General features: G+C 70.5%; 29 protein-coding genes. 18 read left to right on the top strand and 11 right to left on the bottom strand.

Features of this window, described 5'->3' with window-relative positions; genetic code table 11:
* Positions 1 to 74: 74 nt before the first annotated feature.
* Positions 75 to 1,235 carry a beta-propeller fold lactonase family protein gene (locus EJV46_RS07205; RefSeq protein WP_165585382.1) on the bottom strand — a complete coding sequence of 387 codons (1,161 nt, stop codon included), beginning with the start codon at positions 1,233 to 1,235 and terminating at the stop codon, positions 75 to 77.
* Between the two features lie 172 nt (positions 1,236 to 1,407).
* Between EJV46_RS07205 and fdhD the strand changes: the two genes are divergently transcribed.
* A complete protein-coding gene (gene fdhD, locus EJV46_RS07200) occupies positions 1,408 to 2,226 on the top strand; it encodes a formate dehydrogenase accessory sulfurtransferase FdhD (protein ID WP_240782433.1) in 819 nt (272 codons plus the stop codon).
* A 4-nt stretch (positions 2,227 to 2,230) separates the two neighbouring features.
* Positions 2,231 to 3,448, top strand: coding sequence for a molybdopterin molybdotransferase MoeA (locus EJV46_RS07195; RefSeq protein WP_165585381.1), 1,218 nt, complete (start codon positions 2,231 to 2,233; stop codon positions 3,446 to 3,448).
* On the opposite strand, the gene EJV46_RS07190 is transcribed toward EJV46_RS07195, so the two are convergent.
* Positions 3,445 to 4,128 carry a glutathione S-transferase gene (locus tag EJV46_RS07190; protein ID WP_131547863.1) on the bottom strand — a complete coding sequence of 228 codons (684 nt, stop codon included), beginning with the start codon at positions 4,126 to 4,128 and terminating at the stop codon, positions 3,445 to 3,447. The two genes, EJV46_RS07195 and EJV46_RS07190, sit on opposite strands and share 4 nt — an antisense overlap.
* A 179-nt stretch (positions 4,129 to 4,307) precedes the next feature.
* Between EJV46_RS07190 and EJV46_RS07185 the strand changes: the two genes are divergently transcribed.
* Both EJV46_RS07185 and EJV46_RS07180 read left to right on the top strand, forming a co-directional pair.
* Positions 4,308 to 5,522, top strand: coding sequence for a polyhydroxyalkanoate depolymerase (locus tag EJV46_RS07185; protein WP_131547862.1), 1,215 nt, complete (start codon positions 4,308 to 4,310; stop codon positions 5,520 to 5,522).
* A 34-nt stretch (positions 5,523 to 5,556) separates the two neighbouring features.
* Complete coding sequence (locus EJV46_RS07180) at positions 5,557 to 6,432, top strand: hypothetical protein (RefSeq protein WP_131547861.1); 876 nt, start codon at positions 5,557 to 5,559, stop codon at positions 6,430 to 6,432.
* Between the two features lie 24 nt (positions 6,433 to 6,456).
* On the opposite strand, the gene EJV46_RS07175 is transcribed toward EJV46_RS07180, so the two are convergent.
* Positions 6,457 to 7,317: a LysR family transcriptional regulator gene (locus EJV46_RS07175; protein ID WP_131547860.1), complete on the bottom strand. Its 861-nt coding sequence runs from the start codon at positions 7,315 to 7,317 to the stop codon at positions 6,457 to 6,459.
* A gap of 100 nt (positions 7,318 to 7,417) precedes the next feature.
* Between EJV46_RS07175 and EJV46_RS07170 the strand changes: the two genes are divergently transcribed.
* The 6 genes from EJV46_RS07170 to EJV46_RS07145 are packed head-to-tail and all read left to right on the top strand — an operon-like array spanning position 7,418 to position 12,820.
* Positions 7,418 to 8,569, top strand: coding sequence for a thiolase C-terminal domain-containing protein (locus EJV46_RS07170; RefSeq protein ID WP_206020725.1), 1,152 nt, complete (start codon positions 7,418 to 7,420; stop codon positions 8,567 to 8,569).
* Entirely contained in the window at positions 8,566 to 8,976 is a 411-nt protein-coding gene (locus EJV46_RS07165) for a Zn-ribbon domain-containing OB-fold protein (RefSeq protein WP_165585380.1), read from the top strand. The genes EJV46_RS07170 and EJV46_RS07165 overlap by 4 nt, the downstream gene beginning before the upstream one ends.
* Positions 8,973 to 9,749 (top strand): enoyl-CoA hydratase/isomerase family protein, encoded by a 777-nt coding sequence (locus EJV46_RS07160; protein WP_131547858.1) that lies wholly within the window; start codon positions 8,973 to 8,975, stop codon positions 9,747 to 9,749. The genes EJV46_RS07165 and EJV46_RS07160 overlap by 4 nt, the downstream gene beginning before the upstream one ends.
* A gap of 26 nt (positions 9,750 to 9,775) precedes the next feature.
* Positions 9,776 to 10,747: a CoA transferase gene (locus tag EJV46_RS07155; protein ID WP_131547857.1), complete on the top strand. Its 972-nt coding sequence runs from the start codon at positions 9,776 to 9,778 to the stop codon at positions 10,745 to 10,747.
* Complete coding sequence (locus EJV46_RS07150; RefSeq protein WP_131547856.1) at positions 10,737 to 11,780, top strand: CaiB/BaiF CoA-transferase family protein; 1,044 nt, start codon at positions 10,737 to 10,739, stop codon at positions 11,778 to 11,780. The genes EJV46_RS07155 and EJV46_RS07150 overlap by 11 nt, the downstream gene beginning before the upstream one ends.
* Positions 11,781 to 11,833: 53 nt before the next feature.
* The gene (locus EJV46_RS07145) at positions 11,834 to 12,820 is read left to right on the top strand and encodes a tripartite tricarboxylate transporter substrate binding protein (RefSeq protein ID WP_131547855.1); all 987 of its coding nucleotides are present in this window, start codon (positions 11,834 to 11,836) and stop codon (positions 12,818 to 12,820) included.
* Between the two features lie 51 nt (positions 12,821 to 12,871).
* On the opposite strand, the gene EJV46_RS07140 is transcribed toward EJV46_RS07145, so the two are convergent.
* From EJV46_RS07140 to EJV46_RS07105, 8 genes are all read right to left on the bottom strand, one after another.
* On the bottom strand, positions 12,872 to 13,834 hold the full coding sequence (locus EJV46_RS07140) for a tripartite tricarboxylate transporter substrate binding protein (RefSeq protein ID WP_131547854.1): 963 nt from the start codon (positions 13,832 to 13,834) through the stop codon (positions 12,872 to 12,874).
* A 97-nt stretch (positions 13,835 to 13,931) separates the two neighbouring features.
* Positions 13,932 to 14,459, bottom strand: a complete 528-nt coding sequence (locus tag EJV46_RS07135; protein WP_131547853.1) for a chromate transporter — start codon at positions 14,457 to 14,459, stop codon at positions 13,932 to 13,934.
* Positions 14,459 to 15,007, bottom strand: coding sequence for a chromate transporter (locus EJV46_RS07130; RefSeq protein ID WP_165585379.1), 549 nt, complete (start codon positions 15,005 to 15,007; stop codon positions 14,459 to 14,461). The genes EJV46_RS07135 and EJV46_RS07130 overlap by 1 nt, the downstream gene beginning before the upstream one ends.
* Positions 15,004 to 15,522, bottom strand: coding sequence for a chromate transporter (locus EJV46_RS07125; protein ID WP_131547851.1), 519 nt, complete (start codon positions 15,520 to 15,522; stop codon positions 15,004 to 15,006). The genes EJV46_RS07130 and EJV46_RS07125 overlap by 4 nt, the downstream gene beginning before the upstream one ends.
* Positions 15,519 to 16,082, bottom strand: a complete 564-nt coding sequence (locus EJV46_RS07120; RefSeq protein WP_131547850.1) for a chromate transporter — start codon at positions 16,080 to 16,082, stop codon at positions 15,519 to 15,521. Before EJV46_RS07120 ends, EJV46_RS07125 begins: the two co-directional genes overlap by 4 nt.
* Positions 16,075 to 17,253: a M20 aminoacylase family protein gene (locus EJV46_RS07115; RefSeq protein ID WP_131547849.1), complete on the bottom strand. Its 1,179-nt coding sequence runs from the start codon at positions 17,251 to 17,253 to the stop codon at positions 16,075 to 16,077. The genes EJV46_RS07120 and EJV46_RS07115 overlap by 8 nt, the downstream gene beginning before the upstream one ends.
* A 21-nt stretch (positions 17,254 to 17,274) precedes the next feature.
* Entirely contained in the window at positions 17,275 to 18,390 is a 1,116-nt protein-coding gene (locus tag EJV46_RS07110) for an NAD(P)H-binding protein (protein ID WP_370323066.1), read from the bottom strand.
* 105 nt (positions 18,391 to 18,495) lie between these two features.
* The gene (locus EJV46_RS07105; RefSeq protein ID WP_131547848.1) at positions 18,496 to 20,211 is read right to left on the bottom strand and encodes a dihydroxy-acid dehydratase; all 1,716 of its coding nucleotides are present in this window, start codon (positions 20,209 to 20,211) and stop codon (positions 18,496 to 18,498) included.
* Positions 20,212 to 20,396: 185 nt separating this feature from the next.
* Between EJV46_RS07105 and rplM the strand changes: the two genes are divergently transcribed.
* The 8 genes from rplM to EJV46_RS07065 all read left to right on the top strand — a co-directional run bounded on the left by rplM (position 20,397) and on the right by EJV46_RS07065 (position 25,493).
* Positions 20,397 to 20,891: a 50S ribosomal protein L13 gene (gene rplM / locus EJV46_RS07100; RefSeq protein ID WP_131547847.1), complete on the top strand. Its 495-nt coding sequence runs from the start codon at positions 20,397 to 20,399 to the stop codon at positions 20,889 to 20,891.
* 4 nt (positions 20,892 to 20,895) lie between these two features.
* Positions 20,896 to 21,399 (top strand): 30S ribosomal protein S9, encoded by a 504-nt coding sequence (rpsI, locus tag EJV46_RS07095; RefSeq protein ID WP_131547846.1) that lies wholly within the window; start codon positions 20,896 to 20,898, stop codon positions 21,397 to 21,399.
* A gap of 125 nt (positions 21,400 to 21,524) precedes the next feature.
* The gene (argC, locus tag EJV46_RS07090; RefSeq protein WP_131547845.1) at positions 21,525 to 22,487 is read left to right on the top strand and encodes an N-acetyl-gamma-glutamyl-phosphate reductase; all 963 of its coding nucleotides are present in this window, start codon (positions 21,525 to 21,527) and stop codon (positions 22,485 to 22,487) included.
* On the top strand, positions 22,484 to 23,029 hold the full coding sequence (locus tag EJV46_RS07085; RefSeq protein WP_131547844.1) for a gamma carbonic anhydrase family protein: 546 nt from the start codon (positions 22,484 to 22,486) through the stop codon (positions 23,027 to 23,029). Before argC ends, EJV46_RS07085 begins: the two co-directional genes overlap by 4 nt.
* A gap of 38 nt (positions 23,030 to 23,067) precedes the next feature.
* Positions 23,068 to 23,646: a hypothetical protein gene (locus tag EJV46_RS07080; protein ID WP_131547843.1), complete on the top strand. Its 579-nt coding sequence runs from the start codon at positions 23,068 to 23,070 to the stop codon at positions 23,644 to 23,646.
* A gap of 91 nt (positions 23,647 to 23,737) precedes the next feature.
* Positions 23,738 to 24,301 carry a hypothetical protein gene (locus EJV46_RS07075; RefSeq protein WP_131547842.1) on the top strand — a complete coding sequence of 188 codons (564 nt, stop codon included), beginning with the start codon at positions 23,738 to 23,740 and terminating at the stop codon, positions 24,299 to 24,301.
* Complete coding sequence (locus EJV46_RS07070; protein ID WP_165585378.1) at positions 24,301 to 24,867, top strand: hypothetical protein; 567 nt, start codon at positions 24,301 to 24,303, stop codon at positions 24,865 to 24,867. The genes EJV46_RS07075 and EJV46_RS07070 overlap by 1 nt, the downstream gene beginning before the upstream one ends.
* On the top strand, positions 24,864 to 25,493 hold the full coding sequence (locus EJV46_RS07065) for a hypothetical protein (RefSeq protein ID WP_131547840.1): 630 nt from the start codon (positions 24,864 to 24,866) through the stop codon (positions 25,491 to 25,493). The genes EJV46_RS07070 and EJV46_RS07065 overlap by 4 nt, the downstream gene beginning before the upstream one ends.
* The last annotated feature ends 30 nt before the right edge of the window (positions 25,494 to 25,523 follow it).

The raw sequence follows: 25,523 nt of genomic DNA, 5'->3' as shown, positions 1-25,523 counted from the left end.
GCCCCCTTATAGCCGCCCTGGCGGCTGTGCCGAAAGCCGCGGCCCGGGTCGCCCGGCGCGCCACTCCCTATCGTTCAGGCCGCGCTCATCCCCGTCCAGAACTGCATGGACTCGCCGGTCTCGACGGGGATGGAGCTGGAAAAGGCCAGCCGCCCATCCTCGCCCACAAGGAAGATCGCGAGGCTCGCCGGGCGCATCGCCGTGCCCGCGCCGTCGCGGACCCGGCGTCCGGCGATCGTGGCCGCCACCATCATCCGGGCGCTGGGATCGAGCGAGAAGGTGCGCGGGTGGAAGCTCCCCACCTCCAGGCTCTGCGCGAGGCTGGGACGGCCTTCCGCGTCGAGGTCGAAAACGGCGATGCCGTTCTCGAAGCCCTCCAGCCCGATGGGCCGGCCCTCGAATTCGCCCATCGCATCGCTGCGATTTGCCACATAGACGTGCCGGCCGTTCGGATGGACGTGCAGCCCGCCCGCGAGCTGCTGCGGCGGATGCGCCCCCGGGCGCCGCAGGGTTTCCGCCGTGAAGAGTGGCTCGGGCGTCAGCCTCCCGTCGCGCAGTCCGAAGACCGCGAGCCGGTTCTGCCGCTCCAGCGAGACGAAGACGAGCGGCAGCGTCGGATGGAAGTCGATATGCCGCGGCCCGAAGCCGTAGCCGCCGCGCGGCGCCACCGTCTGCCGCAGCGTGAGCTGGCCGTCCCGAAAGCCGAAGACCTTCAGCGCTCCGGGATCCTCGGGCTTGCCCGCGCCGGCCTCGTTGCCGCGCGCGACGAGGATGACGGCGTCGTTGTCCGGCGTCGCCAGCACCTGGTGGCCGTAGATGCCGCCATCGGGCGGGACCGTCTGCCGCACCTCCTCGCCGAGCGCGCCGTCCCCGCCGAGCCGGTGCACGGTGACGCCGCTCGGCTCGTTGTAGGCGACCAGCGCGAAGCCGCCGGCGCGGTCGATGGAGAGATGGATCGGCCGTGCCCGCAGCCCGATCGTGCCGCCATGCGCCGTCAGGGCGCCGCTGCCGGGCGCGATCCGGAAGGCCTGGAGGAAGTGCCGGTCGCCCGTCCGGCGCGGCCCGCCATTGCTGGAGGCCGCGTAGAGCACATGCCGCGCCGGGTGCCGCCAGACATACTGCACATTGGCCGCGAGACGGGCCTCGGAGAGCCGCGTCAGCGAGAGCGCCGCGGGGTCGGGCTCCCAGACGGTGAGCACCGGGCCGACGCCCTGGTAGAAGCGGGTCCGGCTCATGCGCACCGGGCCCGTCGCTGGCCTGTTCGAGAATGGATCATTTCGCCCCTCCGTCCCGGGCAGGATCAATCCGGCAAGGCCGGCGCGCAAGGAGGCGCGGCCCTTCCGCCGGGCCCGGCGCGGTGCCAATCTCGGCGGCCCCGCCGCGGCGGATCCGCCCGAGGAGGCCCAGGTGCCGACGCGCCCCGAGACCATCGACACGCCCACCTCCCGCGAGGTCACGGCGACACGCGTGCCGGCGGGCGAGGGGGCGCCCCAGGCCCTCGCCCGGCGCGTCGCGGTCGAGGCGCCCGTCGGCCTCGTCTACGGGTTCCAGCCCTATGCGGTGATGATGGCCACGCCGGCCGATCTCGAGGATTTCGCCGTCGGCTTCAGCCTCACCGAGGGCGTGATCCGCACGCCCGCCGACATCCGTGGCCTGAAGCTGGAGGGCGGTGCGGACGGGCTGACCGTCACCATCGATCTCGTGCCCGACCGGCTGCACGCGCTCCTCGCCAACCGCCGGCTGCGCAACACGGCCGGCCGCACGGGCTGCGGCGTCTGCGGGGTGGAGGAGCTCTCCGGACTGCCCCTGGCCGAGCAACGGCGAGGCCAGGGCGCCCCTGTCGCGCCCGAGGCGATCCAGCGCGCGCTTGCCGGCCTGTCGGAGAGCCAGCCGCTCAATGCGGCCACGCGCGCCGTGCACGCCGCCGCCTGGGCCGCGCCGGACGGCACGCTGCTTCTCGTCCGCGAGGATGTCGGCCGGCACAATGCGCTGGACAAGCTGATCGGCGCGCTGCTGCGGGCAGGGACCGATCCGGCCGGGGGCTTCTGCGTCATCACCAGCCGGCTCTCCTTCGAGATGGTGGAGAAGGCGGCGGCCTTCGGCGCCGGCACGCTCGTCGCCATCTCGGCTCCCACTTCGCTCGCGCTGGACCGCGCGCGGCACCACGGCATGACGCTCGTCGCCATCGCGCGCGGCGATGGCCATATGGTCTTCGTCGGCGCATGACCCGATGCTGACGGCCCTGCCGCCCGATCCCCTCGCCATCCTCCGCGAGCCGCTGGCCCGCCTGCTGGCCATAGCGCGCCCCATCGCCGGGCGCGGGACCGTGACGGCCGAGGCGGCCATGGGCCGCGTCCTGGCGGCGCCGCTCGCTGCGCTGCACCACGTGCCGCCCTTCGACCAATCGGCGATGGACGGCTACGCGCTGGGCCCGCCGGCAGGGGCGGCCTGGCGCATCACGGCCCGGCTCGCGGCCGGCGACGCCGACGGCGCGCCGCTCGGTCCCGGCGAGGCGGCGCGGATCTTCACGGGGGCGCCCGTGCCGGCGGGCACCCATGGCGTCGTCCAGCAGGAGAAGGTGATCCGGCAGGGCGACGGCATCGCCGTTCCCGAAGGCATTCCCGCCGGCACCAATATTCGCCGCGCGGGCGAGGATCTGCGCGCCGGCGTGACCCTGCTGGAGGCCGGGCAACGGCTGGATGCGCGCCATATCGCGCTGGCGGTCGCGGCCGGGCACGATGCGCTGCCGGTCGCGCGGCGGCTGCGCGTCGCGCTCGCCTCCACCGGCGCCGAGCTGCGAAGGGCGGGCGGCGGACTCGGCTCGGGCCAGGTGCATGATTCCAACGGGCCGATGCTCCGCGCCATGCTGCGCGCGCCGGATGTGGAGCTGGTCGAGCTCGGCATCCTGCCGGACGAGCCCGGGCCGCTCCGGGACGCGCTGCTGCGCGCGGCCGGCGCGGCGGACCTGATCGTCACCTCGGGCGGCGTCTCGGTCGGCGAGGAGGACCACATGGCCGGGGCCATCCTGGCCGCGGGCGGCACGATCGAGGTGGTCCATCTGCCGATCCGGCCCGGCAAGCCGGTGAAGGCCGGGCGGCTGGGCGCGGCGGTGATCCTGGCGCTGCCGGGCAACCCGCTGGCGGCCTATGTGAACCTCTGGCTGGTGGGCCGCCGGGTGCTGGACCGGCTGGCCGGCGCGCCCGCCCGGCCGCTGCGCCCCATGGTCGCGCGCGCGGGCTTCCGGGAGGAGCGCAAGCCGGGCCGCGTGGAGTTCGCGCCCGTGCGCTTCTCAGGGACCGACGCGCTGGGGCTGCCGGTGCTGCAGCTGCTGGGGCGCGGCAGCTCGGCGCGGCTGGCGCCGCTGGCGGCGGCGGACGGGCTCTGCGTGATCGGCCCGGAGGTCACCCGCGTCGAGGAGGGCGACCTGCTCGGCGTGCTGCCCTTCTAGAACTCGGCGTCGAATTCCAGCTCGGTGATGCGCGCCTCCGGCTCCTGCTGCGCCGCTTCCACCCATTCGCGGAAGTCGGCCCAGCCCTCGATGGTCCGCGCATAGCCCTCGCAGACCTCGTCCAGCTTCACCTCGTAGGTCCGGAACCGCGTCACCACGGGCGCGAACATCGCATCCGCCACGCAGCGCTCGGCGCCGAACAGCCAGGGCCCGCCCCATTCCTCCAGGCAGCCGCGCCAGAGGTGCAGGATCCGCTCGATATCCGCCCGCGCCGCCGACCACACGGTGAAGCCGTGCACATGCGCCTTCAGGTTCATCGGCAGCGAGGAGCGCAGCGCGTGGAAGCCCGCATGCATCTCGCCGCAGATCGAGCGGCAGCGCGCCCGCGCCAGGCGATCCTGGGGGAAGAGCCCGGCCTCCGGCCGCAGCTCGTTCAGGTATTCGGCGATGCCGAGCGTGTCCCAGACCGCCGCGCCGTCATGCTCCAGGCAGGGCAGCAGGATGGAGGAGGAGTTCAGCAGCAGCTCGGCGCGCGTGCGGGGGTCGTCCGGCTGGGCCACCTCGGTGCGGAAGGGCAGGCCGGAGAGCCGCAGGATCAGCCAGCCGCGCATGGACCAGGAGGAGTAGTTGCGGCTGCTGATGCGCAGCTTCGCCACGGGCTCGGACGCCTTCTGCCGCATCGGCCTGGGCTTCACGGCGGGCCGGGCCGCCGCGGGCCTGCTGCGAGTCTTCACGCCTGACATGCCGGCCCCCGGATCCCGTTCGGCGCAGGCTACCAATGATTTCGCGGTTGCGAAACGCCTCGGCGCGGGCAACATGGCGCCCGGTTCGGCGTCGGACCCCGGGGCAGGACATACCGATGATCTACAAGGCGTTGCAGACGGGCCAGGACATCTTCCACCCGCTCCGGTCCATGGCGCGCGGGCTGGGCGGCGCAATGATGCCGATCGAGCATCCGGGCTTCGCCGGGCTGCGGGCGCTGCGCGCGGCCTTCGAGGTCTTCGGCCATGCCGGCATCACCGCCACCCGCCCGGCCTTCGGGCTGGAGCCGGTGCGCATCGGCAACCGGTCCGTGGAGATCGAGGAGGAGGTGGTCGCCGCCAACCCCTTCGCCAGCCTGCTGCACTTCCGCAAGGACATCGACCTGGCCCTGCCGCGCGTGCTGGTGGTCGCCCCCATGTCCGGCCATTTCGCGACCCTGCTGCGCAACACGGTGCAGGTGCTGCTGCAGGACCACGACGTCTACATCACCGATTGGCACAACGCCCGCGACGTGCCGCTCTCCGCCGGCCGCTTCGGCCTCGACGAGTTCACCGAGACGGTGATGCAGTTCCTCGAGGCCATCGGCCCCGGCGGGCATGTGCTGGCGGTCTGCCAGCCGGTGGTCGCGGTGCTGTCGGCGGTCGCGATCATGGCGGAGGACCGCCACCGCTGCTCGCCGCGCAGCATGACGCTGATGGCCGGCCCGATCGACGCGCGCCAGCACCCGACGGAGGTGAACAGGCTGGCCGAAAGCAAGGAGATCGGCTGGTTCGAGCGCAGCCTGATCGCCTCCGTGCCCTGGCGCTACAAGGGGGCGGGGCGGCGGGTCTATCCGGGGGCGCTGCAGCTGTCGGCCTTCATGTCGATGAATCTCGACCGGCATATGAAGGCGCATCGCGAGCAGTTCTGGGCGCTGTTCAACGGCGACGCGGCCAAGGCCGCGCAGCACCGCCGCTTCTACGACGAGTACCTGGCGGTGATGGACCTGCCGGCGGATTTCTTCCTGGAGACGGTGAAGACGATTTTCCAGGACCATTCCCTGGCGAAGGGCGAGCTCACCTGGCGCGGGCGGACGGTGCGGCCGGAGGCGATCCGGCGGACGGCGGTCATGGCGGTGGAGGGCGAGAAGGACGACATCTGCGGGATCGGGCAGACCATGGCGGCGCTGGACCTCTGCCGCAGCCTGCCGGTGACGATGCGGAGCTACCACCTGCAGACGGGGGTGGGGCATTACGGGGTGTTTTCGGGACGGCGGTGGGCGCAGGCGATCTATCCGCGGGTGCGGGAGATGATCCAGGCGAATGAGGGATAGGGAATCGAATCAGAGAACAATATGAGTATTTAAAATGTGGACACTACCCGAAGATACTAATCTCTCTAATCCACACCCTCTTGATTTCGAGTTTCTGCCAGATATCGGGTTTCGATACAGGGGCGGTGGCGGTTCGATAATTATTGCGGCCACTTCAATAACCAAACCCGATATCAAGCTTACTGATGAACAGCTTTTCGCATTTGCTAAAGCGATGCAGGGCTATTTTGATGACATTAAAGGCCTGCCTGCCTCGGTATATACAAATATGCAAATATATGAAGATGGTGATTTTTTGCGTTACGACGATGAATATACTTACAAATTTGTGACCGAAGAAACGTATTCAAAATACGTAAGCAAAGGATCTTTTTTACTAGGCTCTTTAGAACGTTATCGTCAATTTGAATTGCAAGGCGATCCCGCGGGAGACCGCTTTGAAGGCAGCTCGTATTGTGCTTATTCAGTTGCCAATAGAGAATTAACTGCTGCGACACTATCCGGATTTGACAATTATATTTTTTCATCAGCTAGAGATATAGAAAATAAAAATGAAATGCTTAAGAAATTTGGGCCCATTATTTTGCGAATAAAAATTCGACCATTTGCAGAATTACTAAGTCAGGAACTCGGATATTCGTACGAAATTCGACTGGTGCAGTATGCTGACCTCAAGGTACATCGATCTAGCCTTCCTTTAAGCAAGGTGACTGGTTTTCCAAAACATTTAACGAGGAATCTTGCTCGCGCTTTGAGGACGCGAGGTCGTCTTCCCGCCATATTTGGTAAACCATATAGGTTCGTTGGCGAACGAGAGGTTCGTATTGCATTTCCGACCGGCAAGGATGTTCCAGATCATTGTTCTATAAAAAATCCTAAACTTCTCGATTACGTCGAGCGCGTAAAATAGCGCGCGAGCGCTATCGCTTCGGGACTAATTCGCAATTTCCCCCACCAACCAATCCCGAAACGCCAACGCCTCCCTTCTCGCTGGCCCCGGCGGCAGCACCAGCCAATAGTGGTCCCCCGTCGCCACATCCCCCTGCGCCAACCCCACCAACCTCCGCCTCTTGACATCCTCCGCCACCAGCAACGGCGACACGATCACCGCCCCCAGCCCCTCGATCGCCGCCTGCACGGCCAGCGACGTGCTCTCGAACAGCAGCGGCGTCGAAGGCAGCGCCGTCCCCGTCGCCTTCGCCCAGATCCCCCAATCCTGCGGCCGTACCACGCTCCCCAGCAGCGTCACCCCCGCCAGCCCGCCCCGCTTCGCCGCCCGCGCCGGCCCCGGCGCCGCGAAGGGCGCGATGGTCACCTTGTGCAGCCGCTCCGCCCCCGGAACCGGCGGGCGGTCGCTGGTGCGGATCGCCGCATCTACGGCCTCGCGCGAAAAATCCACCGGCGTCACCGAGGTCGTCACCTCCACCTCCAGCCCCGGATGCCGCTCCCGAAACCGCGACAGCCGCGGGATCAGCCAGCGCAGCGCCCAGGTCGTATAGGCCCGCACGCGCAGCGGCCCCGAGGCGGGCGCGGCCAGCGCCGCCGTGGCCGTGCGGATCCCCGAGAAGGCGCCGGCCAGCGCCGTCGCGTAGCTCTCGCCCTCCGGCGTCAGGCGCAGCGCATTCGCCCCGCGTCGCACCAGCGCCACGCCCAGATGCGCCTCCAGCATGCGAAGCCGTTTGCTCACCGCCGGCTGCGTCACGTTCAGCCGTTCCGCGGCCGCGGCCAGGCTGCCCGTCTCCGCCACCAGGACGAAGGCATGCAGGCTCGCCAACGGGGGCAGAGATTCAATCATCGGCGCAGACTAACCCCAGGTTGGCCTACCCCGCGAATTCCTGCGCTGGCGGCTTGTCTGGACCTGTCGCAGGATCGCGGTAGGAACGACCAGGAACATCATGCCCGATACAAACGTGGCCTCACCCGCCCTCCACGAGCCGTGGGCGATGCGCGACAAGGTCGCCTTCGCCGGCATCGGCACCAGCCGCTTCGGCAACTTTCCCGAGACCGACAGCTACGGCCTGGGCTGCGAGGCGCTGAACGCCGCGCTGGACGATGCCGGCCTCAAGCCCTCCGACATCGACGGCCTCATCGTCAACCGCATCCCCACCTACGAGCGCTTCGCCGAGATGATGGGGATCAACCCGCAATACTGCCTGCTGACCGAGGCGCCCGGCCGCTTCTCCGGCGTCTCGCTGGCGCTGGCGGCGCAGGCCATCCACAGCGGCGCGGCCAAGTGCATCGCGCTGGTCTACGGCAATAACGGCCGCTCGGTGCGGATGATGTATGGCGGCGGCGACAGCCAATGGTCGCCCTGGGGCATGACCAGCCCCGGCGCCACCCACGCCATGATGTGGCAGCGCCACATGCACCAATTCGGCACGACACATGCCGATCTCGGCCACGTCTCCAAGGCCTTCCGCGACCATGCCTGCCTCAACCCCGACGCGGTGATGCACGGCAAGCCGATCACGCTGGAGGACCACGCCAGGGCGCGCCCGATCTGCGAGCCGCTGAAGCTGCTGGACTACTGCCTCATCAACGACGGCGCCGTGGCCTGGATCATGACCAGCGCCGAGCGCGCCAAGGACATGAAGCGCCCGCCGGTCCTGCTCTCGGGCTATGCGCGGCAGGACGCCTTCCACTACGGCAGCGGCCCGGCCGACGACCTCTGGTATCCCAACCTCAGCGCCACGCGCAGCGTCTATGACCGCGCGGGGATCGGGCAGGAGGACATCCAGGGCCTCGGCATCTACGACAATTTTTCTCCGACCGTGCTGCTCAGCCTGGAAGGCCTCGGCTTCTGCCCGCAGGGCGAGTCCGGCAACTTCGTGAAGGACGGCGCGCTGCGCCTCGGCGGCCGCTGGCCGACCAATACCTCCGGCGGCCATCTCTCGGACAGCTACATGCAGGGCTGGGGGATCATCGCCGAATGCGTCCGCCAGCTGCGCGACGATTGCGGCGAGCGTCAGATCAAGGACGTGCAGGCCATGCAGTACATCTGCGCCACCAACATCGCCCAGAGCCTCATCCTGCGGAGGGGCGCATGAGCCTCGCGACACGCCCCAAGCCCCTCGTCGACAACTGGAACCGTCCGTTCTGGGACGCCTGCAAGGACGGGCACCTGATCCTCCAGCGCTGCAAGGCGACCGGGAAGTGCTTCTTCCCGCCGGCGCCGGTCTCGCCCTTCACGGGGCGGCCGGACTGGGAATGGGTCGGCGCTTCCGGGCGCGGCGAGATCTGGTCCTTCGTGGTGTTCCACCAGAGCTATTTCCCCGGGATGAAGGACGAGCTGCCCTACCCCGTGGCGATGGTGAAGCTGGAGGAGGGGCCCTACCTCCTCACCAATCTCGACGGCATGACGGCGGCCGAGGCCAAGATCGGCCAGAAAGTCTCCGTCCGGTTCCCCGGCGGCCCCGAGGGCTTCGTTCTCCCCCAGTTCGGACCAGCAGCATGAGCGGACCCATCGTCATCACCAGCCATGAAGGCTGGGCCGAGCTGCGCATCGACCGCGAGGCGAAGCGCAATTCCATGAACCGCGAGAGCCGCCAGGGCCTGCTGAAGGCCTTCGAGGACTTGCGTGGCGTCGCCAAGGCCATCGTCCTCACCGGCACGGGCGGCAGCTTCTGCGCGGGGATGGACCTGAAGGAGCGCGAGCAGGACCGCCAGGCCGGCATCGAGGGCGCGGGCGAGGAGTGGATCGCGGTGAACATGGCGATCCGCAAGCATCCCTCGATCTTCATCGCCGCGGTGAACGGCGTGGCGCTGGGCGGCGGCTCGACGCTGATCAACATCTGCGATCTTGCGGTGGCCAGCACCCAGGCCAGCATCGGCTGCCCGGAGATGGGCTTTTCGACGTATCCGGGCATGGCGGGGCCGGCAGCGCAGCTCTCGGGCATCACGCGCAAGCAGGCGGCCTGGATGGTGCTCACCACCAACCGCATCGACGGCGCCACGGCCGAGCGCTGGGGCATGGTGAACGAATGCGTGGAGCCCGACCGGCTTCTCCCGCGCGCCGGCGAGATCGCGGCGCAGATCGCGCAGTTCGACGCGGTGGCGCTGGAGGAGAGCAAGAAGGCGCTGGACCGGATCCCGGCCTTCATCACCGACTGGCAGGAGGCGATGGATCACGGGCAGATGGTGAACCTCACCATCCGCTCGAAGACCAATGCCCAGGCGGAGGGCAATGCCCGCTTCGCCGCCGGCATCAAGAATCCGGGGCAGGGCTGAGCATGGTCGCGCCGAGCGTCGCCCCCTTGGCCGGACGCCGCGTGCTGGATCTGGGCGCGCTCTGCGCCCAGCGGCCGCACGGGCTGGCCGCGTCCCTGGCGGCGCGGCTCTGCGCCAGCTACGGCGCCGAGGTCGTGCGGCCCGTGCCGGAGGGGGGCGAGCCGCTGGCGCAGGCCGCGCCGCTGCTGCCGGGCGGGGGCTCCGCGCTGGATCGCTTCCTGAATCTCGGCAAGCACGCAGGCACGGCGACGGGCCACTTCGACGTGGCGATCGGCGACGGCGAGGCCCTGGCCGCGCATGCCTCCGAGGTTCCGGTGAAGGCGCGCATCTCCGTCTTCGGCCCGGGCGAGGACGGGCCGATGAGCGAGCTCGGCCTGCTCGCGCTCTCCGGCCTGCTCGGCATCGTGGGCGAGGCGGAAGGCCCGCCCGCGCGGCTCGCGGGGCACCAGGCCGCCTATGCGGCGGGGCTGGCCGCCTGCACCGGAATTCTGGCCGCGCTGCGGGCCGGCGGCGAGGAGGTCGTGGATGTCTCGCTGCTCGACGTCGCGACCTGGCTGAACTGGAAGGTGGCGGCCGGCGTGCTGGTGCTCGGCAGCTCGCCCGTGCGCGGCGGCGCCCGCGCCGACTGGTACACCGTGCCGGCCAAGGACGGGCATGTGGCCCTGGTCTACCAGGAGAAGGACTGGCCGGGCCTGCGCAGGGCGGTGGGCGATCCACGATTGGATGACGCGCGCTTCGACACCGCTTCGGGTCGCCGGAAGCATCGCGCGGATTTTCTCGCCATCCTCGGCCCCTGGTTCGCCGCGCGCACCCGCGCCGAGGTGACCTCCGCCGCCCAGGCCAATCGCGTGCCGGTCGGGCCCGTGAAATGGCCCGCCGAACTGCTCACCGACGCCCAGAACCAGGCCCGCGGCTTCCTCGGGCCGGACGGCACGCCGGCCCTGCCCATCAGCTGGAACGGCCGCCGCGTGACCCCGGAGACGGCCCATGCCGCTTGATCTTCCTCTGGCCGGCATCCGCATCGTCGATCTCGGCTGGCTGACGGCCGGCGCGGCCTCCTCGGCCTTGCTCTGCGATCTCGGCGCCGAGGTGATGAAGCTCGAAGGCCCCGGCGCCGTCGATCCTTTCCGCAACTGGGACGGCGCGAAGGACGGGACCGACTGGTGGAACCAGTCGCCCTGGTTCGCCTTCACCAATCGCGGCAAGCGCTCGGTCTGCCTGGACCTCAAGGACCCGCGTGGCAAGGAGGCGCTGCTGCGCTTGCTCGGGACCGCCGACGTGATGGTGGAGAACTACCGGCGCGGCGTGCTGGCGCAATGGGGCCTCGACGCCGCCACGCTGCGCAAAAAATTCCCGCGGCTGATCATCGCCAGCATCTCCAGCCAGGGCGAGGACGGGCCGGATCGCGACATGGTGTCCTTCGGCTCCACCCTGGAAGCCACGGGCGGCATGGCGGCCCTGACCGGCTCCGGCGAGGCGCCGGTCATCACCGGCCGCGACGTGAACTATCCCGACCAGGTGGTCTGCCTCTTCGCCTCGGGCGCCATCGTCGCCGCCCTGCTGGAACGGGACCGCACGGGCGAGGGCGCGCATCTCGACCTGTCCCAGCGCGAGCTCACCACCTTCCTGCTGGGCGAGGAGCTGATTGCCGCCGCCGCCGGCAACCCGTCGCCGCGGCTGGGCAATGCCGATCCGCTCGAGCCCGCCGATCGCGTGGTGCCGGACGGGCAGGGGGGCTGGCGCGCCGAATGGCCGGGCGGCAGCGCCCCCGTACGCGACGGCGCGGCGCTCGCCGCCTCGGAGGACTTCGCGCGCGGCACCGCCCTCCTGCGCAGTCCCGACGGCAAGCCCGCCAAGGGCATTCCCTTCCGCCTGTCGAGCCGTCCGCTCGCCATCCGGGGCAATTGCCGCAGGCTGGGCGAGGACAATCATGCCGTCCTCGCCGAGGCTGGCCTCACGCCCGAAGAGATCACCGCGCTGGAGGAGGCGGGAGTGCTCGCTACCGCCCCCCGTCGCGGTGTCGTCGCCTGAAGAAACGATAAGCGCCCCGACCCGAGGGGCCGCGATTTGAGGAGAAACGTTCCATGCGGCACGCCGCAACCCTTCCGCTCGCCCGCCGGGCGCTGCTTCCGCTCGCCGCCGGCCTCGCCGCGATGCCCGTCGCGCTCCACGCACAGACCTACCCTGACAAGGCCATCCGCATGGTCGTGCCCTACACGCCCGGCGGCGGCACGGACAATCTGGGGCGTATCGTCGCGCGCGCCCTGGGCGAGCAACTGGGCCAGTCTGTGGTGATCGAGAACCGCGGCGGCGCGGGCGGCAACATTGGCTCGCAGAACATCGCGCAGTCGCCGGCCGACGGCTACAGCCTGCTCTTCACCGGCAACGGCATCGCCATCAGCAACGTGCTGTTCCGCAACCCGGGCTTCGACTGGCGGGCCGACTTCGTGCACGTCGCCCGCTTTGCCAGCACGCCGATGCTGCTCGTCGTCAATCCCGCGATGCCCGCGCGCAACCTCGCCGAGTTCATCGCGCTCGCGCGCGCGAATCCCGGCAAGTACAACCACGGCACGCCGGGCGCCGGCACCTCGCAGCACCTCGCCGCCGCGCTCTTCGACGACATGGCGGGCACACAGATTGCCCACGTCCCCTACCGCGGAACGGCGCCCTCGGTGACGGCGCTGGTCGCCGGCGAGGTGGAGGTCATGTTCGCCTCGGTCAGCGCGGTCGAGCCGCTCATCCGCGACGGCAAGATCCGCGCGCTCGCCAATACCGCCGGGCGCCGCGCCCGCGCCTGGCCGGACCTGCCCGCCATCGGCGAGGCGCTGCCCGGCTACGCGGCCGAGCTCTGGTACACCATGGCCGCGCCCGCCCGCACGCCGGCGCCGGTCGTGGCGCGGCTCGAGGAGGCGGCGCGCAAGGTCATGGAAGACCGGGCCTTCCAGTCGATGCTGATGGAGCGCGGCTTCGATCCGGAATTCCTGGGCAGCGCCGCGCTCACCCGGGCGCTGGAGGAGGACAACCGCCGCTGGGCGCCGCTGATCCCGCGGTTGGGCATCACGGCGGACTGAGGCGCCGGCGCCGCGGCGGCCAAGCCCAGGCCCAGGCCCGAAGGTCGCCCGCTACTCCGCGCGGATATTCGCCGCCTGCGCCGTGGCGCGGGTGCGGGCCATGTCGGCGGCCCAGAGCGCCGTGAGCGCGGCGGGGCCGCGCTCCTCGGGCGGCACCACATCGGCGCCGAGCTCGCGCTGGCGCGCGAGATAGGCGGGTGTCTCCATCACCCGCAGCAGCGCGGCGCCGAGCGCGGACTGGGTCGCGGCCGGCATGCCCGAGGGCGCCACCAGCGCGGCCCAACTCCCGCCCGTCAGGCCGGGGAAGCCCGATTCGATGAGCGTCGGGATCTCCGGCATCAGCACCGAGCGCCGCGGGCCGGTCGTGGCCAGCACGCGCAGCCGTCCGTCGCGCCAGAGCGGGAAGACGGTGGAAATCTCGCCCATCACGCTGCCGACATTGCCCGCCAGCGTGTCGGGCACGGAGAGGCTCGACCCGCGATAGGGCACATGCGTCAGCCGGACGCCGGCGGCGGCCATGAGCTGCTCGATGAGGAAATGCGTGGCGCTGCCCTGGCCGGAGGAGCCGATGCTCAGCCCCTCGGCCTTGGCGACCTCGACATACTGCGCGACGCTGCGGATCGGGCTCTCCGCCCGCACCGTCAGCGTGAGCGGGCTGCGGCTGACCATGCCGATCGGCGCGAAATCCGTGGGCGATTCATAGGGCATGCGCGGCTGCAGGATCGGGTTGTTCACCAGCGGGCCGTTGGAGCCGAGCAGGATGGTGTGGCCGTCCGTCGCGCGGGCCACGGCCTCGGCGCCCACCGAGCCGCCGGCGCCTGCGCGGTTCTCCACCAGCACGGGCTGCGGCAGCAGCGGCGCCAGGTGCAGCGCCAGCAGCCGCGCCTGAACGTCCGACGAGGTGCCGGCCGCGAAGGGGACGATGATGCGCAAGGGCCGCTCGATCTGCGCCCGGGCGGGCGTGGCGAGAGCGGGCGTGGCGAGGGCGGAAAGGATCAGGGCGCGGCGGAACATGCGGCCAGCTTGCGGGGCGGATGACGGGGCCGCAAGGCCCCTTTCGGCTTCGGCGGTTGAGATCAGCCGGTCCGGTCCGCCCGTGGGGCGGCTCCGCTCAACGCAGGAAGACGCCGCCCAGCGCGGCGCCGACGACGAGCACCCAGAGCGGGCTTCGCCGGGTCCGCCAGACGAAGAGCGTGCTGGCCGCGCTGATGGCGATCGGCAGCCAGCCCTCGGCGGCGCCCGAGGCCAGCAGCAGGCCGGAGGCGGCGATCAGTCCGATCGCGATGGGCACCATCCCGCGCTCGAAGACGCGCATCCAGCGGGCGCCGGCCACCCGGCGCCGGAGCCGCGCGAAGCCATAGGCGAGCGCCGAGGTCGGCCCGCACATGGCGGCCATCGCCGCCACCATGCCGACCGGCCCGGCCACGTGCCAGCCGATCAGCCCCACCACCATGATGTTCGGGCCCGGCGCCGCCTGGGCGAGGGCGTAGCGCTTGGCGAAGGCCAGGTCGTCCATCCAGCCGTGGTTCTCGACCACCATGCGGTGCATCTCGGGCAGCACGGCGATGCCGCCGCCCACGCTCATCAGCGAGAGGGCGAGGAAGCCGGTCACCAGCGGCCAGAGGTCGTCCTCCTCCATCAGCGCGTCTCGTGCCAGGCGGCGAGCAGGCCGAGGGGCGCCAGCGCCAGCAGCACGTAGGGCATGGGGACGCGCAGAACGGCCATGGCCAGCGCGGTCAGCCCGATGGCCCAGAGCGGCAGGGAGGGCCGCAGCTTGGTGGCCATCTTCATGGCGGTGCCCATCACCATGCCGGCCGCGGCTGCGGCGATGCCCGTGAGGATGGCGCGCACCAGCGGCAGCTGGCCATAGCTGTCGTAGAGCGAGGCGACGGCGGCCAGCAGGATCATGGGCCCGGCGAAGAGGCCGGCGGCGCAGGCCAGCGCGCCGGTCGCGCCATGGAAGCGCGTGCCGATGCCGATCGCGGTGTTCAGCGCATTGGCCCCGGGCAGGACCTGCCCGATGCCGAGCGCCTCGGCATACTCCTGCTCGCTCAGCCAGCCCTTCTTCTCCACGAAGAAGCGCCGTGCCCAGGCGTTCACGCCCCCGAAGGAGGTCAGGCCGATCTGCAGGTAGGCGAGGAAGAGCTGGTTGCGGCTGGGCGTGATCCGGGCGGACGCCTCCGTCACAGCAGCACGAGGCCCAGCAGCCCGCCGCCGGCGAGCACCCAGAGCGGCGAGTGTTTCGTGCGCCAGACGAAGACCGTCGAGGCGCCGATGATGAGGAAGCTCAGCCAGCTGGTTCCCGCCGCCTGCGCCATGATGAGGCCGGAGGCGGCGATCAGCCCGACGGCGATGGGCACCAGACCGAACTGCGCGGGCTTCATCCAGGTGTTGCCGCGCAGGCGGATAGTCAGCCCGGCCATGATCCAGGCCAGGCAGGCCGAGGGCACCAGCATGCCGAGCGTCGCGGCCATCATCCCGGCCGGGCCGGCGATGTGCCAGCCCATCACCGAGGCGGCGAGGATGTTCGGCCCCGGCGCGGCCTGGGCCATGGCGAAGAGCTGGGTGAAGGTCGCGTCGTCCATCCAGTGATGGACCTCCACCACGAGCCGGTGCATCTCCGGCAGCACGGCGTTGGCACCGCCGATCGCGACGAGCGAGAGGGTGCCGAAGGCGACGAGAATTTGGCCCAGCAGGATCATGGCCGCGCCTTCGCGAGTGCCGCGGCCCGTGCCTGCCGCAGCGAGATCCAGATGCCGAGCGGCGCCAGGATTGCCACCACCAGCAGCATGGGCAGCCGCAGCCAGGCCACGGCCGCGATGGCCAGCAGCCCCACCGCCACCAGCTGCGCCGAGGCCTTCAGGTTGAAGGCCATCTTCAGCGCCATGCCGATCACCATGCCGGCCGCCGCGGCCGCCACCCCTTCCATGAAGGGCGCCACGCGCGGCAGGTCGCCATAGGCGTCATAGAGGATCGACATGACGACCAGCAGGCAGAGCGGGCCGATATAGAGGCCGGCCGTGGCCAGCAGCGCGCCCGCGAGGCCGTGGAAGCCGCGCCCGATCATCACCGAGGCATTGCCGACATTGGGGCCGGGCAGGATCTGACCGAGGCCCAGCACCTCCGCATACTCGCGCTCGGTCAGCCATTTCCGTTCCTCGACGATCACATGGCGCGCCCAGGGCCCCACGCCGCCGAAGCCGAGCGCGCCGATCTTCGCGAAGCCCAGGAAGAGCTCGAGCTTTCCCGGAACCTCAGCCACGGGGCAGCAGCTGCTCCGCCAGCGTCACCCAGTAGCTGGCGCCCACGGGGAGGATGTCGTCGTTGAAGTCGTAGAGCGGGTGGTGGACCCCCGGATCCTGGTCCGTCTTCCCGCCGCCCAGCATGAGGTAGGCGCCCGGCCGCGCGTTCAGCATGAAGGAGAAGTCCTCGGCGCCCATGGTGGGCTTGGCCATGTGCATCACGCGCTGCTCCCCGCCGACCGCCAGCGCGGCCTTGAGCGCCAGCTGCGTGCTCTCGGCCTCGTTCACCGTCGCCGGATAGGCGCGCTTGAACTCGGCGGTGGCCGTGGCGCCGAAGCTCGCCGCGATGCCTGTGACGAGCGCCTTGAACTTCTCCTCCAGCAGGTCGCCCACCTCGGGCAGGAACCAGCGCGCGGTGCCGAGCATGGTCACCGTCTCGGGGATCACGTTGTAGGTGTGGCCGCCATTGATGTGGCCGATGGTGATGACGCCCGCATCGGAGGCATCCAGGTTCCGCGCCACGACCGATTGCAGCGCCTGCACGATGGCGGCCGCGATCACGATCGGATCGTTGCCCTGGAAGGGAAGGGCGCCATGCGCGCCCTTGCCGGTGATGGTGACTTCGAGATTGGCGACGGCGGCCATGACCGGCCCCTCGCGCCAGACGAAGGTGCCGGCGGGCGCTCCGGGCCAGTTGTGCAGGCCGAAGACGCGGTCGACCGGGAAGCGGTCGAACAGGCCCTCCTCGACCATCACGCCGCCGCCGGCGAGGTTCTCCTCGGCGGGCTGGAAGATCACGTAGACCGTGCCGTCGAAGTTGCGGGTCTCGGCCAGGTACTTCGCCGCGCCGAGCAGCATGGTCGTGTGCCCGTCATGGCCGCAGGCGTGCATCTTGCCGGGAATGGTGGAGGCGTGCGGCAGGCCGTTGGCCTCCTCGATGGGGAGCGCGTCCATGTCGGCGCGCAGGCCGATGGCCCTGCCCGACTTGCCGTTGCGGCCATGGATCACGCCCACGACGCCGGTCTTGGCGATGCCCGTCACCACCTCGTCGCAGCCGAATTCGCGCAGCTTGTCGGCGACGATGCCAGAGGTGCGGAACTCCTCGAAACCCAGCTCGGGATGGCGGTGGAAGTCCTGCCGCCACTCCGTCATCTCGGAGTGGAATTCGGCGACGCGATTGATGATGGGCATAAAGACGAATCCTCCCTGGTATCAAGGAAACGTCTGGCGCAGCCCTTCGGCAAGGGGGCGGGGGTCTATCCCCAGAATTTCGCGCATGGCCGTGGTGTCGAAATCCTTGTCCTCTGTGAGGCGGCGGATTTCCTCGGCCCCGATGCGCGGCAGGAAGGGCAGGAGCCGGGCGAGGGGGCTGGCCATCGCGAGCAGCGAGGCCGGCAACGGCAGCACCGGGCGCGGCCGCAGCCCCGCGGCGCGCGCGACGGCCGCGCAGAAATCGCGGTAGGCGATGGGCTCGGGCCCGGCGATGACGATCACCTGGGCCTGCGCCGCCTCGCGTCGGGCCGCCGCGATGAGGCTGCGCGTCACGTCGTCCTGGTGGATGGGCTGCACGAGGTTGTGCCCGCCCCCCGGCAGGGGCAGGACCGGCAACCGGCGCATCAGGGCGGCGAGGCGCTGGACATTGTCCTCGCCTTCCGCGCCGTAGATCATCGTGGGGTGCAGCAGAAACCCGGCCCGGCCGCTGGCCAGGAAGGCGGCCTCGCCCGCGCGCACGCCGTCGCCATGGGAATCCGGCCAGCGCGAATGGCGCCGGGTGCTGCCCATGAAGACGAAGGTGGCGTCCTCCGGCGCGGCGGCCAGGATCGCGGGAATATGGCGCGCATGGGCGCAGGAGATGACGACCGATGTGCCGGCCAGCGCCGCCCGCAGCGTTTCGGGATCCTGCAGATCGGCGACGGCATGCGGGGCGTCGATGCCCAGGGCCTCCCATTTGGCCGCGCTGCGCACGACCGCGCGGAAGGGTTCGCGCAGCGCGCGGCACAGCGCCGCGCCCGATCGCCCGGAAGCGCCGATCACCGCGATCATATGGGTCTGGGCCAGCTGCTTTGCCTCGTCCTCGAATGCGGAATGGGCCGCCTTGTCGCCAATCAGAAAGGCCCGGCCGATGCCGCCGGCCCATTCGCGCGCGGCCTCCTGCGTGGGGAAGGGGCCAGAGGGGCGGGAACAGGGGCGGCAACAGCCGGGCTGGCAATAGGATTCGACATAGAAGCCTTCCGCGCGGAGCGGCCCATCGGCCACCCACTCCCCGCGCCGGTAGAAGCGAACCGGTTCGTCGAGGAACCAGATCGCCACATCCCGATCAGGCTTCAAGCGCCTAGAGCCTTTTCCGTTCGCGAGGGCTCACTGCAAAGGCTCTAGCGTGTTGTTGAAGCGCATGATTCACGCCTCGGTGATTCCACCTGCGGCGATCATGCTCTACCGCCCTTCGGGCAGCAGGAAGCGCAGATCCGCGCCCTGCGGCGCCTGGAGCACCTCGCGCTGCACCAGCGCGTCCCAGCCGCGCTTCGGCGCTTCCCTGGCCTTCCACCCGGCGCGGCGGCGCGCCAGCTCGGCCTCGTCCACCAGCAGGTCGAGGCTGCGGTTCTTCACCGAGAGGCGGATGCGGTCGCCGGTCTTCACCAAGGCGAGCGGGCCGCCGGCCTCGGCCTCGGGCGAGATGTGCAGCACCACCGTGCCGAAGGCCGTGCCGGACATGCGGCAGTCGCTCATCCGCACCATGTCCTTCACGCCCGCGCGGGCCAGCTTGCGCGGGATCGGCAGGTAGCCCGCCTCGGGGAAGCCCGCGGTGCTGAGCGGCCCCGCGCCCTTCAGGATCATGATGTCGTCCTTGGTGACGTCGAGGTCGTCGCTGTCGATGCGCGCGGCCAGGTCCTCCACGCCGTCGAAGACCATGCAGCGCGCCTCGGTCTCGAAGAGGGATTCGGTGGCCGCGCTGCGCTTGAGGATCGCGCCGTCCGGCGCCAGCGAGCCGAAGAGCGAGACGATGCCGCCCACCGGTGAGACCGGCGCGTTGCGCGCCTTGATATAGGTGCGGTCGACGAAGCGCGGCCCGGCGCCGATGCGGTCGCCGAGCGAGACGCCGTCCAGGTCCTTGGTGTCCAGGTGCAGCAGGTCGCGCAACTCGTGCAGCAGGGCCACCATGCCGCCGGCGGTATGAAAATCCTCCATGTAGCCCTCGCCGGTGGGCTTGAGGTCGACCAGGACGGGCGTCGTGTCGGAGAGCACGTTGAGGCGGCGGTAGTCGATCTGGATGCCCACCCGGCCCGCGATGGCGGCCAGATGCACCAGCGCATTGGTCGAGCCGCCGAGCGCCAGCAGCACGCGCAGCGCATTCTCGACGCTCTTCTCCGTGATGAGCTCGTCCGGGCGGACCGGCTTGTGGATGAGGCGCACGGCCTGGGCCCCGGCCTCCTCCGCCGCGCGGAGGCGATCGGCATGCACGGCGGGGATGCTGGCCGCGTCCAGCGGCATGAAACCCAGCGTGCTGGTCAGGCAGGCCATGGTGCTGGCCGTGCCCATCACGCCGCAGGTGCCGGCGGTGACGGCGAGCGAGCCCTCGATCTCCTGGATGCGCTCCTCGGTGACGTCGCCCGCGCGGTAGCGCGCCCAATAGCGCCGGCAATCGGTGCAGGCAGCCAGCCGCTCGCCCTGGTAGCGGTTGGCGCTCATCGGCCCGACCACGAGCTGCACGGCGGGCGTGCCGGCGGAGGCGGCGGCCATGAGCTGGGCGGGCACGGTCTTGTCGCAGCCGCCGACCAGAACGACCGAATCCATGGGCTGGGCCGCGATCATCGCCTCGGTGTCGAGGGCCATGAGGTTGCGGTAGTGCATGGAGCAGGGGGTGAGATAGGGCTCGCAAAGGCTGATGGTCGGGAAGGCCAGGGGCAGGCCGCCGGCCATCAGCACGCCGCGCTTCACCGCCTCGATAAGCTCGGGCGCGGTGCGGTGGCAGTTGTTGAGGTCGCTGCCGGTGTCGACGATGCCCACCACCGGGCGCTTCAGCGCCTCGGCCGAATAGCCCATGGACTTGGCGAAGGAGCGGCGGAGGTAGAGGGCGAATTCCTTGTCGCCGTAATTCGCCGCGTTGCGGGCGAGCCCCTTGGGCTCGGGGCCATTCTTCTCGTCGCTCATATCCGTATCACTTCGTCCGGGGTTGGGGACGGCACGTTGCCTCGGTTCGCGCCGCCGCGCCAGTTCCCGTGGGGGAAAGGTCGCGGTATCTCGATACCACGTCGAAAAATGCCGCTTTGCGCTTGACCTTCCGCGCCGGAGACTGCACATACCCGCCGCATTCCAAGTTTGTCTCGAAGGTTCAGATGCTCAGCACACAGACCCGTTCGGTGAAGCCGGCGGAGGTCCAGAAGAACTGGTGGGTGATCGATGTGGAGGGCCTCGTGCTCGGCCGCGTCGCCGCCATCGTCGCCAACCGCCTGCGCGGCAAGCACAAGGCGACCTTCACGCCGCATGTCGATTGCGGCGACCATGTCGTGATCCTCAATGCCGGCAAGGTGAAGCTGACCGGCAACAAGGCCGAGCAGTCGGTCTTCTACTGGCACACGGGCTTCGCCGGCGGCATCAAGGGCCGCTCCGCGAAGGATCTGCTGGACGGCCGTTACCCCGAGCGGGTCTTCACCAAGGCGGTCGAGCGCATGATTACGCGCGGTCCGCTCGGCCGCAAGCAGATGAAGAACCTGCATGTCTATGCCGGCACCGAGCATCCGCATGGCGGCCAGAGCCCCGTCGCGCTGGATGTCGCCGCGATGAACCGCAAGAATGTCGCCACCGGCGGCGCCCAGTCGAAGGCGGCTTGATTCCATGAGCGAGCAGACCACGGCGAACTCCCTCGCCGACCTCAAGAACCTGGTGCAGGGCACGCCCATTGCGGCCGGCGCCGAGCCTTCCGCCGCTCCCGTCGCGCCGAAGCGTGATGCCCAGGGCCGCGCCTATGCCACGGGCGGCCGCAAGGAATCCGTCGCCCGCGTGTGGGTGATGCCGGGCAAGGGCAACTTCACCATCAACGACAAGCCGGCCACGAAGTACTTCGCGCGCCCGGTCCTGCGCATGCTGATCGCTCAGCCCTTCCTGGTGGCCGACCGCTACCAGAGCTTCGACGTGGTCGCGACGGTTGCCGGCGGCGGGCTCTCGGGCCAGGCCGGCGCGGTGCGCCACGGCATCAGCCGCGCGCTCGTGAACTACGAGCCGGAACTGCGCAGCATCCTGAAGAAGGCCGGCTTCCTGACGCGCGACCCGCGTGCGGTCGAGCGCAAGAAGTACGGCAAGGCCAAGGCCCGACGTTCCTTCCAGTTCTCCAAGCGCTGAGCCCTGCGGACCGGGCTCACGCCCGGCCTGCATGCCGGCTATCCGAAAGGGGCGGGTCCGCAAGGACCCGCCCCTTTTGTTTTTTCGATTGTTCTGGTTCAGACTCGTCGCAACAGGAGGGCCCCATGGCCAGGAACCCAAGCATCTTCATCGACGGCGAAAGCGGCACGACGGGCCTGCAGATCCGCGCCCGCCTCGCGAACCATCCGCGGATCGACCTCCGCTCGATCGCCGATGCGGATCGCAAGGATCCGGCCGCCAAGCGCCGCCTGATGGAGCAGGTGGATGCCGTCGTGCTCTGCCTCCCCGATGCCGGCGCCAAGGAGGTCGCGGCCATCGCCAAGGAGATGGGCGAGGCCGCGCCGAAGCTGCTCGACGCCAGCACGGCGCACCGGGTGGATCCGGACTGGGTCTTCGGCTTCCCCGAGCTGACCGAAGGGCACGCCGAAAAGATCGCCGCGGCCAAGCGCGTCGCCAATCCCGGCTGTTACCCGACCGGCGGCATCGCGCTGCTGCGGCCGCTGGTCGATGCCGGGATCGTCCCCGCCGATCATCCGGTCACGGTGAATGCCGTCTCCGGCTATACCGGCGGCGGCAAGGCCATGATCGCGGAGTTCGAGGAGACCAGGACGGCCGGGCCCTTCTTCCTCTACGGCCTGCAGCTCGAGCACAAGCACGTGCCGGAGCTGCAGCTCTACAGCGGCCTGACGGTGCGGCCGATCTTCGTGCCGAGCGTCGGCAACTTCGCCCAGGGCATGCTGGTCAGCATCCCGCTCCACCTGGACACGCTGCCCGGCAGGCCGAAGCCCGCCGATCTCGAGGCCGTGCTGGCCGGCCGCTACGCGCGGTCCGGCTGGGTGAGGGTGATGCCCGCCGACGGCGCGCAGCGGCTGGAGCCGCTGGCGCTCAATGGCTCGAACATGCTGGAGCTGCGCGTCTACGGGAATGCGAGGCACAACCAGGCAGTGCTGGTGGCCAAGCTGGACAATCTGGGCAAGGGTGCCTCCGGAGCCGCGGTGCAGAACCTCGGCCTGATGCTGAACGTCGACGTGGATGCGGCGCTGCCGCTGGGGATTGCTGCGGAATGAACGGACCTCTCTTCCCCTTCGAGGGCAAGCTTCCCGTCATCCACCCCCGCGCCTGGGTGGCGCCGACGGCGGCCGTCATCGGCGATGTCGAGATCGGCGAGCTTTCCAACATCTGGTACCACTGCGTGCTGCGCGGCGACTCCAACCACATCCGCATCGGCGCGCGCACGAACATCCAGGACGGCACGATCATCCACGTGAACTCGGGCAGCTACCCGACCATCATCGGCGACGATGTGACGGTCGGCCACGCCGCCATCATCCACGCCTGCACCCTCGCGAACCGGGCCTTCGTCGGCATGGGCGCGACCGTGCTGGACGGCGCCGTGGTCGAGGAAGGCGGCGTGCTGGCCGCCGGCTCCGTGCTGCCGCCGGGCAAGCGCGTGCCGGCGCTGGAGCTCTGGATGGGCAATCCGGCCAAGCTCGTGCGCGTGCTCACGCCCGAGCAGCGCGCGGGCTTCGACACGACCGCGCCGCATTATGTGGAACTGGCCGAGCGCCACCGGTCCTCCCTCGGGGCCTCGCCGCGTTCCACTTCGTAACTTGAGATGGCAGGGCGCCACCCTGTAAATTCCCCGTCATGAGGAACGCCGTCAAAGCCGCCCTGCTCCTGGCGCCGCTGGCCGCCTGCGCCACCGGCCCCCTCCCGCCCAGCGCGCGCCTGCCGCCGGACGTCGTCACAGCGGCGCAGGATCCGATGCGCTCGGCGATCCTCAGCTCCGCCTATGTCTTCAACCGCGCCAGCTCGCCGGCCGAGCGCGCGCGGGCCGCGGCCCTCGTCGAGTTCCTCGCCACCGATTACCGTTGGGACTGGCGCTGGGCCGAATATGCCCCCACCACAGGCCCGGCGCTGGAAGCCGCGCGCAGCGAGCTGCACACGGCCCTCGGCATCGCGCCCACGGCACCGCCCCAGGCGGTGGTGGACGGGCTATTGGTCGCCTCGCGGTCGCTGGAGCTCGGCAATCCGCCGGCCCTGTCGCCAGCCGTCTTCACGCGGCCTTCCCTCACGCTGGCGAGCCTGTCCGCGCCGGCTGAACTGCCGGCTACTCGGATCGCCACCGCGATGATGGAACGCGAGCTCCACCGCATCGATGCGGAGCGCTACACCGGCGGCGGCCCGGGCAGCAGCGGCGGTGGCGGCGGCGGCGCTCACCCCTGAGCTTCCCATTCGGGTGGTTTTCGCCGAAAATCCTGCTAAGTCATTGAAGTCAGCCCGTTCGTAGCGAGCCGGCTTTGTGAGGATGAATTGCATGAAGCGTTCCCTGCTGCTGGCTCTGCCCTTGCTGGCGGCCTGCTCCGGCCCCTTCCTGACGGCATCTCCGGGCGAGTTCGTCGCGCTGCCGCGGGATGCGGTGGTCGGTGCAGGCGATCCGACGCGCGGGGCCGTCCTTTCGACCTCCGCCGTATTCGGGGACCGGACGCCGGCGGCGGGTCAGCCGGCCGCGGCGGCGCGCGGGATCGCGCAGATGGAGTATCTGGCCGTCGCCCTGCCGTCCGACGCCAATTTCGCGAATGCCTCGCCGACGCTGGTGCCGCAGCTGGCCACCGCGCGCCGGGAATGGCGCGGCGCGCTCGACATCGCGCCGGATGCGTCCCCGCAGGCCGTCATCGATTCGCTCTACATGGCAGGCCGGGCCCTCGATGCGGGACAGCGGGACGCGGCCGCTGCGGCCTTGCCGCCGGCCCTCTTCCGCCGCGGGGGCGCGGCGACGCTCGCCCAGCTGGCCGCTTTGCCGAACCTGCCGAACACCGCCGCGGCTGCGGCGACGGCCCAGCAGGCATTGCGGACCCTGACCCCGACGCGGGTGCTGTGATGCGGCGCCGGGCCCTTCTTCTGGTGCCGGCCCTCGCGGGATGTGCCGCCGAGGGGCTCGGCACGCCGGAAACCGCGCGGCTGCCGCGGGATTCGATCGAAGGCGCGGGCGACCCGACCAGCGCCGCCGTGTCCCGCGCGGCCTATGCCTTCGCCAACCCCTCCATGCTGGCCGGCCGTCCGGGCGATGCGGCCCGGGCGATCGCGGATATGGAGTTCATGGCCGCCTCGCTGCCCTCCGATCCCCGCTTCCAGCAGCGCGACCCGCTGCTGCCCGTACGCCTGGCCCAGGCGCGCACGGAATGGCGGCAGGCGCTCGGCATTCCGGCCGAACTGCCCGCCCAGCCGCTCGTCGACCGGCTCTACGCCGTCTGGCGCGCCATGCGCGCCGAAGATCGCGCGGCTGCCGCTGCCGCGCTGCCGGCCGGCCTCATTCCGCCCGGCGGGGAGGCCGTGCTCGCGCGCCTTGGTGCCTTGCCGCCGCTGCCGCTGACGGCGCAGGCTGCCAATGCCGCAGCGCGCATCCAGTTCGAGGGCAACCTGCCCGTCGGCCGTCGCCGGCTGTGAGGGCGCGGCTGCTGGCGGGGCTGCTGGCCCTTTCCGCCTGCGCGGAGATGACGCGGCCGCCGCCGCCGGAACCGCCCGTGGAACTCGCCGGCGGGCTGGTTGCCCAACCGCTTTTCGCCATCCTGGATCGCGCCGCGGCCGACTTCGACCGGGGGGGCGGCGGCCTCGAGGGCCGTCCGGCCGAGACCGCGCTGGCCGTCGCGCGGCTGGAATGGCTGGGGGGCGAGGCGCGGCCGGGCGGGCGGCTTTCCACCTTGCCCGATTCCTACCTCTTCGGCCTGCAGCGCGCGGTTCAGGAGGGCCGGCAGGCCCTGGCCATCGCGCCGGATGCGCGGTCCGAAACGGTCGTGCCGGCGCTTCTCGCCGCCGCCCGCGCGGTGATGCGCGGGGACACGGCCGCGGCGCGCGCGGCCCTCACCGGTCCGGATTTCCGCGACACGGACCGTCCGGTGCTCAGCCGCCTGCGTGAGCCCGGCCCCTTCCCGGACGCGGCGCTCGCGATTCCGGCCATCCGCGACGAGGCCGCGCGCCTCCTGGCCGAGGGCAGGACCAACCGGCGGGTCGCCTCGGAATTCATCGACGCGGCGATCACCACGCCGGGCCTGACGGGCGGCGTGGGGCGTTAGAGCTTTTTCCGTTCGAGTAGGCTCACTTCA

Source organism: Roseococcus sp. SYP-B2431 (assembly GCF_004336745.1).
GTDB lineage: Bacteria > Pseudomonadota > Alphaproteobacteria > Acetobacterales > Acetobacteraceae > Roseococcus.
This window is presented reverse-complemented; position numbering and strand designations above follow the sequence as displayed.